This is a genomic window from Pseudomonas sp. YNh, assembly GCF_037993085.1.
GTDB classification, from domain to species: Bacteria; Pseudomonadota; Gammaproteobacteria; order Pseudomonadales; family Pseudomonadaceae; genus Aquipseudomonas; species Aquipseudomonas putida.
This window is the reverse complement of record NZ_JBBMRJ010000001.1, coordinates 64,520-73,880: the sequence shown is the minus strand read 5'-3', so window position 1 is coordinate 73,880 and position 9,361 is coordinate 64,520. Positions and strand designations below refer to the sequence as shown.

Annotated in this window: 11 protein-coding genes and 1 other RNA gene; 5 read left to right on the top strand and 7 right to left on the bottom strand. The window is 62.3% G+C overall.

Features of this window, described 5'->3' with window-relative positions; all coding sequences use genetic code 11:
- The first annotated feature begins 37 nt into the window (after positions 1–37).
- Positions 38–134, top strand: an RNA gene (gene ffs / locus WF331_RS00300) — signal recognition particle sRNA small type.
- Positions 135–162: 28 nt separating this feature from the next.
- On the opposite strand, the gene WF331_RS00295 is transcribed toward ffs, so the two are convergent.
- Positions 163–582 carry a helix-turn-helix domain-containing protein gene (locus WF331_RS00295; RefSeq protein ID WP_340622554.1) on the bottom strand — a complete coding sequence of 140 codons (420 nt, stop codon included), beginning with the start codon at positions 580–582 and terminating at the stop codon, positions 163–165.
- An 83-nt stretch (positions 583–665) separates the two neighbouring features.
- Here WF331_RS00295 and WF331_RS00290 point away from each other — a divergent pair, with 83 nt between their 5' ends.
- Entirely contained in the window at positions 666–1,154 is a 489-nt protein-coding gene (locus WF331_RS00290; protein WP_340622607.1) for a DUF2938 domain-containing protein, read from the top strand.
- Between the two features lie 15 nt (positions 1,155–1,169).
- Here the strand turns inward: WF331_RS00290 and WF331_RS00285 are convergent, their stop codons facing one another.
- The 3 genes from WF331_RS00285 to WF331_RS00275 form a co-directional block, all read right to left on the bottom strand.
- Entirely contained in the window at positions 1,170–1,349 is a 180-nt protein-coding gene (locus tag WF331_RS00285; RefSeq protein ID WP_059395742.1) for a hypothetical protein, read from the bottom strand.
- A 32-nt stretch (positions 1,350–1,381) separates the two neighbouring features.
- The gene (locus WF331_RS00280) at positions 1,382–1,576 is read right to left on the bottom strand and encodes a hypothetical protein (RefSeq protein WP_041167652.1); all 195 of its coding nucleotides are present in this window, start codon (positions 1,574–1,576) and stop codon (positions 1,382–1,384) included.
- Between the two features lie 491 nt (positions 1,577–2,067).
- A complete protein-coding gene (locus WF331_RS00275) occupies positions 2,068–2,811 on the bottom strand; it encodes a substrate-binding periplasmic protein (RefSeq protein WP_049274429.1) in 744 nt (247 codons plus the stop codon).
- Positions 2,812–2,959: 148 nt separating this feature from the next.
- Between WF331_RS00275 and dnaX the strand changes: the two genes are divergently transcribed.
- The 3 genes from dnaX (at position 2,960) to recR (ending at position 6,305) form a co-directional block, all read left to right on the top strand.
- The gene (gene dnaX / locus WF331_RS00270) at positions 2,960–5,035 is read left to right on the top strand and encodes a DNA polymerase III subunit gamma/tau (RefSeq protein WP_340622553.1); all 2,076 of its coding nucleotides are present in this window, start codon (positions 2,960–2,962) and stop codon (positions 5,033–5,035) included.
- A 63-nt stretch (positions 5,036–5,098) separates the two neighbouring features.
- Complete coding sequence (locus WF331_RS00265; protein ID WP_041167979.1) at positions 5,099–5,434, top strand: YbaB/EbfC family nucleoid-associated protein; 336 nt, start codon at positions 5,099–5,101, stop codon at positions 5,432–5,434.
- A gap of 268 nt (positions 5,435–5,702) precedes the next feature.
- On the top strand, positions 5,703–6,305 hold the full coding sequence (recR, locus tag WF331_RS00260) for a recombination mediator RecR (protein WP_016498636.1): 603 nt from the start codon (positions 5,703–5,705) through the stop codon (positions 6,303–6,305).
- Positions 6,306–6,446: 141 nt separating this feature from the next.
- Here recR and WF331_RS00255 read toward each other — a convergent pair whose 3' ends face one another.
- From WF331_RS00255 to hemN, 3 genes are all read right to left on the bottom strand, one after another.
- Positions 6,447–6,995: an adenine phosphoribosyltransferase gene (locus tag WF331_RS00255; RefSeq protein WP_016498637.1), complete on the bottom strand. Its 549-nt coding sequence runs from the start codon at positions 6,993–6,995 to the stop codon at positions 6,447–6,449.
- Positions 6,996–7,050: 55 nt separating this feature from the next.
- Positions 7,051–7,785: a Crp/Fnr family transcriptional regulator FnrA gene (gene fnrA, locus WF331_RS00250; RefSeq protein ID WP_012273416.1), complete on the bottom strand. Its 735-nt coding sequence runs from the start codon at positions 7,783–7,785 to the stop codon at positions 7,051–7,053.
- 186 nt (positions 7,786–7,971) lie between these two features.
- A complete protein-coding gene (gene hemN, locus WF331_RS00245) occupies positions 7,972–9,354 on the bottom strand; it encodes an oxygen-independent coproporphyrinogen III oxidase (RefSeq protein WP_016498638.1) in 1,383 nt (460 codons plus the stop codon).
- Positions 9,355–9,361 lie beyond the last annotated feature (7 nt).

Below are 9,361 nucleotides of genomic sequence, written 5' to 3'. Positions count from 1 at the left end.
GCCACTCGCTGCTCAGCGAGGCATGTAGTGGTGGCCCCATCGGTCCCCCCGCATTGATTACCCGTTAACCTGGTCAGGCCCGGAAGGGAGCAGCCATAGCGGGAACATCGAGTGCCGGGGTGTGGCTGGTGGGGCCGCCTCCATTTCTGGGGTCGGAAAACCTCAATCTGCAACGAACGCCATCGTTCTTGCCTGCTTTTCGCCCAATGCTCCGGCCGCCGACAGCTTCATCAGCCGCTGGAATTTCGGGCATGCCAGATGATCTTGTTCAGGACACTGCGCCGCATGCCGCAATCCCTTGCTCATCGCTTGCAACCGCCTGATTCGCGCATCCAGTTCGTCCGCCTTGGCGATCAGCATCTGCCGGTCGACCTGCAGGTCCACCAGCATCGCCCCCACTTCATCCAGCGAAAACCCCGCAGCCTGCCCCAAGGCGATCAGTGCCAGCCGGTCTGCCACATCAGCCGCAAACTGCCGCCGCTGGCCGCGCCCGGCCAGCGACTTGAGCAAGCCTTTCTTCTCGTAGTAACGCAGTGTCGATGCGGGTACGCCTGTGCGTTTGGCGACGTCGGCAATGTCCATTTCCGGCCCTTGACTTGAAGTTGACTTCAACTTCTATGCTGCGCGGCATGGGTATTGACCGTCAACCTTCGAGGGCTTGTTCAATGACGTTTACTGCGATGTTTCTAGCTGCATTGCCAATTGGCATCGGTGCCACTGTGGTGATGGACCTGTGGGGGTTGCTGCTGAGGCGGTTGGGTGTGGCAACGCTGAACTTTGCCATGGTCGGGCGTTGGGCAGGACATTTGCTAGGCGGGCGTGTGCCGCACCAAGCGATTGCCAAAGCGGAACCGGTGCGAAATGAGTTGGCGTGGGGATGGGTGATTCATTACGCCACTGGCGTGCTTTTCGCGTTGCTGCTGGTTGTGATCGCAGGGGAGAGCTGGTTGCGGTCACCTACTCTTTTGCCTGCAGTAGCTGTGGGTGTGGGTACAGTCGTGGCACCGCTGTGCTTCATGCAGCCGGCGATGGGGGCGGGGTTCTTTGCGTCCAGAACGCCGACACCTGCGCGTAACTGCCTGAAGAGCCTGGCCACGCATTTTGTGTTTGGTGTGGGGTTGTTCTTGAGTGCGGGTTTACTTGCTTTAGTGTGACGGCAGGGAGTTGGGTCAGAGCGAGCGCATAATCAGCATGCCTGCTAACAGCAGTAGCCCTGTAGAGATTGCGCCGATGTAAAAAAGGAGCACGCCCGTCCATGGCGAAGACGCTCGAAGGTTGCGCATTTCTTCGGCGAACGCTTCTGCTTCATTCAGTGCTGTTCTGGTGTGATCCTGGGCGGCGCGGTGCATTTGTTACTCCTTGTGGCTGGATTAATCGAAGCTCAGAGCTTGCTGGCCACTGCCATTACGCCAACTATGGTTGTAACAACTGCTGAACCCGTTGCGATTGGGTACCAGAACGCCTCCTGCCGGAGCTTACGCGCTTCTGCTACAAATTTCTGTGCCTCGGCCCTTAACTTGCGGCCTTCATTTTGTAACTTCTCAAGTTCGAGATGTTCACGATCATCCTGATGCATCGGGCTGTCTATTCTGTTGCGGCGAAGGTGCCAGGGGCGGGCTTGATTGTGTGTGGTTTGGTTCGGCCGCGAAACCGCCGTCTTCCAGTGAGTGTTGTAGGCCAATTGCGATCAAGTTCGTCAGGCACGTCACGTCGGAGTAATTTTAGACGGATCTGATATCAATCGAAGAAAGCTCCTACACGTCAGGTAGGTATAGCGAATTATCCTACGATCTCCGTCGACTCCCGTCTGATTGTCCCGGTCAACCTCGCCCACCAGGCATTCGCGGTCGCTGTCAGTTCAGCGATCGGGTGTGGAAGCCTGGGTGGTTTGGTGGCTGTCGATATGACGGTTGTGCGTGGGAGGCCTTCTAACCTGCCGGGTTTGCCATACCCCTGGTCTTCCACCCCGCGGATGGCACCGGCTTTGCCGGTGTTCGCGGGTGAACCCGCTCCCACAGGAGGGCGCGCAAGCTTCGCGAGGGTTTGCCTTCCATCAGATGGGCCGGATCAGGGCCGGGCCACAGACATGTTGTCCGGGTCGCCCGCTCCCCCATACCGCTGCACAATCCGCTCGATCTCCCCCGACTGCTTCATTCGTACCAGCGCCCGCAACAGCGCTTGTGTCGGTATCGCCGGGTCGTTGCGCACCATGCACCCCAAATCCTGTTCTTCCAGCACCGCCAGCGCCTGCAATTGCTGCTCGGCTGGCAAGCCTTGGTTGAACCACTGCAAAGACAGCTGGTTGCTCACCGCATGCCGATACCGCCCGGCCTGCAGCTTTTGCAGCACCAGCAACTGGCTGCGGCTGTCCTCACGGTGCAGCTGGCCCTTGTCCAGCAGCGGTTGCAGGGTTGAATAGGTGTAGCCCAGCACTGTGCCGATAGCCTGGGGTGACAGCTGCTCTGGCGGCATCGGGGTGCTGTCGCTGACGCGGCCAACCAGCACGTCGCGCTGGTGAATCAGCGGGATACTCCATACAAAATCCCCCGGGCGGTCATTGAGCCATCGGGTGCTGACGTAGCAACGCACATCGATGTCGCCACTGCTCATGGCCTCCTCCAGGCGCAGGCGGGCCATGACGTGATACTTGGGACGAGCGCCCACCTCCTTGGCAACGGCCTGTGTCAGGTCGTAAAGCAATCCCTCCACTGGCTGGTCGCCTTCGAGGCGCACCAGTGGCATGCTCCAGCTCTCTGCCACCGAGAAACGCAGCACCGGCTGTTCCGCCAGGCTGTAAGCGGACCAGAGCATCAGAAGCGCCAGCAGAATTGGCAAAGGCGTATCCTCCCTGAACAACGCGCCTGTCTCAAAGCGTAGACGACGCGCGCAGGGTGCAATTTTGCCCCCGCTCCGCTAGCATTAGCGATCTTCCGCTCTATCAGGCTACGATGGTTTTTCGATGAGTTATCAGGTTCTTGCACGTAAATGGCGTCCGCGCTCGTTCCGCGAAATGGTCGGCCAGGCCCATGTGCTGAAGGCCTTGATCAATGCCTTGGACAATCAGCGCCTGCACCATGCTTACCTGTTCACCGGTACCCGGGGCGTGGGCAAGACGACCATCGCCCGTATTATCGCCAAGTGCCTGAACTGTGAGACCGGCATCACCTCCACGCCGTGCGGCACCTGTTCGGTGTGCCGTGAAATCGACGAAGGCCGCTTCGTCGACCTGATCGAGATCGACGCCGCCAGCCGCACCAAGGTCGAGGACACCCGCGAACTGCTGGACAACGTGCAGTACGCCCCGAGCCGTGGGCGCTTCAAGGTCTACCTGATCGACGAAGTGCACATGCTCTCGACCCACTCGTTCAACGCCTTGCTCAAGACGCTGGAAGAGCCGCCGCCCTACGTCAAGTTCATCCTCGCCACCACCGACCCGCAGAAGCTGCCGGCCACCATCCTGTCGCGCTGTCTGCAGTTCTCGCTGAAGAACATGAGCCCGGAGCGGGTGGTTGAACACCTCAGCCACGTACTGGCTGCCGAAAACGTGCCGTTCGAGCCGGATGCCCTGTGGCTGCTGGGCCGTGCGGCCGATGGCTCGATGCGTGACGCCATGAGCCTTACCGACCAGGCCATCGCCTTTGGCGAAGGCAAGGTGCTGTCCGCGGATGTGCGGGCCATGCTTGGTAGCCTTGATCATGGCCAGGTCTATGGCGTGTTGCAGGCGTTGCTCGAAGGCGATGCCCGGGCTTTGCTGGAGGCCGTGCGCAACCTGGCCGAACAGGGCCCGGACTGGGCTGGGGTGCTGGCCGAAATGCTTAACGTGCTGCACCGTGTGGCCATTGCCCAGGCGCTGCCTGAAGCGGTGGACAACGGCCAGGGCGACCGTGAGCGGGTGCTGGCGCTGGCTTCGGCCTTGCCGGCCGAAGACGTGCAGTTCTATTACCAGATGGGCCTGATCGGTCGCCGAGACCTGCCGTTGGCGCCAGACCCGCGTGGTGGCTTCGAGATGGTCCTGCTGCGCATGCTGGCGTTCCGCCCGGCCGATACCGACGATGCGCCGAAACCGGTGCTAAAGCCAGTGGGGATCAGCCTAGCCACAGCTGATCCTGCAGCGCCGGTGGCAGCCTCGGCGTCGGCCGAGCCCTCATCGTCTGTCGCGGCCGTACCGGCAGAGCTTGTAGCGGCCGCCCCACAGCTGGAAGTGCCTGCACCTGCGACAGCCGACCATGAGCCGGAGGCCGAGCCAGACGTTGAGCTGCAGGCCGAGATCGAGGCCATTTCCGTACCCGAGCCAGTTGCGGAGGTCGTCGACCTGCCGTGGGAAGAGCCGGCAGCTGCACCATCGCCGGTAGCCGCTGAACCTGTGCCTACACCCGCACCTGCGCCCGAGCCTGTAGCCCCTGCGCCGGCACCACAGGCCACCGCGACCCACGACGAGCCGCCTTTCGACCCCTCCGCCTACGCAGCCGTAGGCATGGATCGCGACGATGAGCCGCCGCTGGACGAAGACTATTACGGTGGTGAAAGCGACCCGGTCGGTTTCAGCTACCTGGACGAGTTGGCCGAACATGTTCAGGAGGACGTGTCCAAGCCTGCGGCCGAACCGCTGCCGGCAGCCAAGCCGGCCACCGGGCTGGCCCTGCAATGGCTGGAATTATTCCCACAGTTGCCTGTGTCCGGGATGACAGGCAACATCGCGGCAAACTGTACGCTGATTGCCGCCGATGGCGACGATTGGCTGCTGCACCTGGACCCTGGCCAGGGCGCGCTGTTCAACACGACCCAACAGCGGCGCCTGAACGAAGCGCTCAACCAGCACCTGGGGCGCACGCTGAACCTGCGGATCGAGCTGATCCTGCCCGAACAGGAAACCCCGGCCCAGGCGGCGTCGCGCAAGCGCGCAGAGCGCCAGCAGGACGCCGTAACCTCGATCGAGCAGGATCCGTTGATCCAGCAGATGATCAAGTTGTTCGGTGCCAAGGTGCGGCAGGATACTATTGAGCCTGTAGAGGCCCTGGCCAAACAGGGCCAGTAACGGATAACCATGCGGCTGGCCCTGCGCCAGGCCGCATCACATGACCCAATCGAGGTATACCCCATGATGAAAGGTGGCATGGCCGGCCTGATGAAGCAGGCCCAGCAGATGCAGGAAAAAATGCAGAAAATGCAGGAAGAGCTGGCCAACGCCGAAGTCACCGGCCAGTCTGGTGGCGGCCTGGTGAGCGTGGTGATGACCGGTCGTCACGACGTCAAGCGCGTCAGCATCGACCAAAGCCTGATGTCGACCGACGAGGACGACAAGGAAGTGCTTGAAGACCTGATTGCCGCCGCGCTGAACGATGCCGTGCGCAAGATCGAGCAGAGCAGCCAGGACAAGATGGGCGGCATGACCGCCGGCATGCAACTGCCACCGGGCTTCAAGATGCCGTTCTAAGGGCATTGCGATACCGGAAACCGCCGCTGATATCAGCGGCGGTTTTTTTTGCCCAGATTTCAACCCAGGCGCGGTCTGCTTTCATGTGGGAGCAACGGTTTTGCTCAAACTTTGAAAGTTTGCACGATAACTGTGGGAGCTTTCCAGTTTTGCGCAAGGCAGTTGCTCTCACATAACTGCAGGCCGCGTAGACTTGGCATGACGTGATTTGACGTCACTGCCCACGCTGGGTATAAACCGCCTCTTATTGATTTGTCAGGCCATCCCCATGAGCTTCAGCCCCCTCATCCGCCAACTGATCGACGGCCTGCGCATCCTGCCAGGTGTCGGCCAGAAAACCGCCCAGCGCATGGCCTTGCAACTGCTCGAGCGTGACCGCAGCGGCGGCCTGCGCCTGGCCCAGGCCCTAACCCAGGCCATGGAAGGGGTGGGTCATTGCCGGCAGTGCCGCACCCTGACCGAGCAAGAGCTGTGCCCGCAATGCGCCGACACGCGCCGTGACGATACCCAGCTGTGCGTGGTCGAGGGGCCGACCGATGTGTATGCGGTGGAGCAGACGGGCTACCGTGGCCGCTACTTTGTGCTCAAGGGGCACCTGTCGCCGCTGGACGGCCTGGGGCCGGAGGCCATTGGCATTCCACAGCTGATGGCGCGCATCGAGGAGCAGGGCACCTTTACCGAAGTGATCCTGGCGACCAACCCGACGGTGGAAGGGGAGGCGACGGCGCATTACATCGCGCAGTTGCTCAGCGAGAAGGGGTTGATGGCGTCGCGGATTGCCCATGGCGTGCCGCTGGGCGGCGAGCTGGAGATGGTGGATGGCGGGACCTTGGCCCATGCCTTTGCAGGGCGCCGGCCAATTTCGCTCTGACTTGGTATTGAGGGGGCTGCTGCGCAGCCCTTTCGCGACACAAGGCCGCTCCCACAAGTGCGCGCAGGCCTGAAGGAAACGCGGTCCCTGTAGGAGCGGCCTTGTGCCGCGATGGGCTGCAAAGCAGCCCCAAAAGCCAACTCAGTATTCGCTGAGGGTAAACTCGGTCAGGCAGAAGGTTGGCACGCCCGCGGCCTGTAGCCGGCGCGACCCGTCCAGCTCCGGCAGATCAATGATCGCTGCCGCTTCGAACACCTGCGCCCCGGTGCGGCGCACCAGGTTGGCCGCCGCCAGCAGCGTACCGCCCGTAGCAATCAGGTCATCGAAGATCAGCACCGAATCGCCTTCGCACAGGCTGTCGGCATGCACTTCCAGGAAGGCTTCGCCGTATTCGGTCTGGTAACCCTCGCTCAGCACGTCAGCCGGCAGCTTGCCCTGCTTGCGGAACAGGATCAGCGGCTTGTTCAGCTGGTGGGCGATGATCGAGCCAATCAAAAAGCCCCGCGCGTCCATGGCACCAATGTGGCTGAACTCAGCTTCGACGTAGCGCTCGATGAACTGGTCGGCCACATAGCGCAGCCCGCGCGGCGATTGGAACAGCGGGGTGATGTCGCGGAAGATCACGCCCGGTTTGGGGAAGTCCACTACCGGGCGGATCAGGGCTTTGAGGTCGAAGGCGTCGCTGTGCATTGGTGCGGGTATCCTGGGAAAACGAATGCCCAAGTATACCCGCTAAACGCAGGCCTCAGGCTTCGATTGCGCCACCGGCCAGCGCGCACAGCTGGATCGGGTCAAGGATGTGCACTTCCTTGCCTTCGGCGCGCAGCAGGCCGTTCTGCTGGAAGCGGGTGAACACCCGCGACACGGTTTCCACTGCCAGGCCCAGGTAGTTGCCGATTTCGTTGCGCGACATGCTCAGGCGGAACTGGTTGGCCGAATAGCCGCGGGCGCGGAAGCGCGCCGACAGGTTGACCAGGAAGGTGGCAATGCGCTCGTCGGCAGTCTTCTTCGACAGCAGCAGCATCATTTGCTGGTCGTCGCGGATTTCCCGGCTCATCACCCGCATCAGCTGGCGACGTAGCTGCGGCAGTTGTACCGACAGCTCGTCAAGCCGCTCGAAGGGGATTTCGCACACCGACGTGGTTTCCTGGGCCTGGGCCGACACCGGGTAAGCTTCAGTGTCCATGCCCGACAGGCCGACCAGCTCGCTGGGCAGGTGGAAGCCGGTGATCTGCTCTTCGCCGCTGTCGCTGAGGCTGAAGGTTTTCAGGGCACCGGAACGTACGGCGTAGACCGAGCCGAAATTGTCACCTTGGCGGAACAGGAACTCGCCTTTCTTCAGCGGCCGGCCACGCTTGACGATTTCATCCAGTGCATCCATGTCTTCCAGGTTCAGCGAAAGAGGCAGGCACAGGGGGGCCAGGCTGCAATCCTTGCAATGGGCCTGGTTGTGTGGGCGCAGTTTGACTGGCTCGGACATTTGAATCGATCCTTGTGGGAAAGCACACATAAGTCGTAAGGGTAACCCACGACACAGGGTGTAGGCCAGCATGCGCGTTGATGGTGCGCCCTGGCGAAACCCCGGCAGACGTCCTGCCGGGAGTCCTTGTGTGCCCATATTGTGCCTGGCAAGGAAGCTTGTCCATGCGGTTGAACGACTCGGTTTTCAGATAACCCGCGAGAAGCGCTGGCGGTTGTGCATCGCCAGGTAGGCGTCGAACACCATGCATACCGAGCGCGCCAGCAGGCGGCCGGCCGGCAGGATGCGGATGCCCTTGGCATCCAGGCTGATCAGGCCGTCGCGCTGCAAGGTCAGCAGCTCTGGCCAGAGGTCGTTGAAGTAACCGCGAAAATCGATGGTGAAGGCCTGCTCGATCGGTTCGAAGTCCAGCTCGAAGTGGCAGATCAGCTGCTGGATCACCGCCCGCCGTAGGCGGTCGTCGTGGTTGCACAGCAGGCCGCGTTGGGTGGCCAGCTGGGCGTTGGACAGGCTTTCCTGGTAGGTATTGAGGTCGCTGCTGTTCTGGCAGTACAGGTCACCGATCTGGCTGATGGCCGACACCCCAAGGCCAATCAGGTCGCAGTGCCCGTGCGTGGTGTAGCCCTGGAAGTTACGCTGCAGGGTGCCTTCTTCCTGGGCGACGGCCAGTTCGTCGTCGGGCAGGGCGAAGTGGTCCATGCCGATGTAGCGGTAGCCGGCGGCGGTCAACTGGTCGATGGTAGCGTGCAGCATCTCCAGCTTGGCGGCCGGGCTGGGCAGGTCGTTGTTGTCGATGCGCCGCTGGGGCATGAAGCGCTCGGGCAGGTGGGCGTAGTTGAACACCGACAGGCGGTCGGGCTGCAGGCGGATCACTTCTTCGACGGTGCGCGCAAAGCCTTCCGGGGTTTGCTTGGGCAGGCCGTAGATCAGGTCCAGGTTGACCGAGCGGAACTGCAGGGTGCGCGCAGCTTCGATCAGTGTGCGGGTCTGTTCCAGGCTCTGCAGGCGGTTGACCGCACGCTGCACGGCCGGGTCGAGGTCCTGCACGCCCAGGCTGACGCGGTTGAAACCCAGCTCACGGAGCAGGCCCATGGTGGACCAGTCAGCCTCGCGGGGGTCGATCTCGATGCCGTAGTCGCCGGAGTCATCGTCCAGCAGGTGGAAATGCTGGCGCAGGGTGGCCATCAGCTGGCGCAGTTCCACATGGCTGAGGAAGGTCGGCGTGCCGCCGCCGAAATGCAGTTGTTCAACCCGTTGCTTGGGCCCCAGGTGGCAGGCGATCAGCTGGATTTCCTGCTCCAGGCGCTGCAGGTACGGCGCGGCGCGGGCACGGTCCTTGGTGATGACCTTGTTGCAGGCGCAGTAGTAGCAGATGTTGGCGCAAAACGGCACGTGCACGTACAACGACAGCGGGCGCACGGCACGACGGCTCTCGCGCAGGGCGTGGAGCAGGTCGAACGAGCCCACCTCGCTGTGCAGTTGCACGGCGGTCGGGTAGGAGGTGTAGCGTGGCCCGGCCAGATCGTAGCGGCGGATCAGGTCGGTATCCCAACGAAGGTCGTCGAGCATGAGGGCG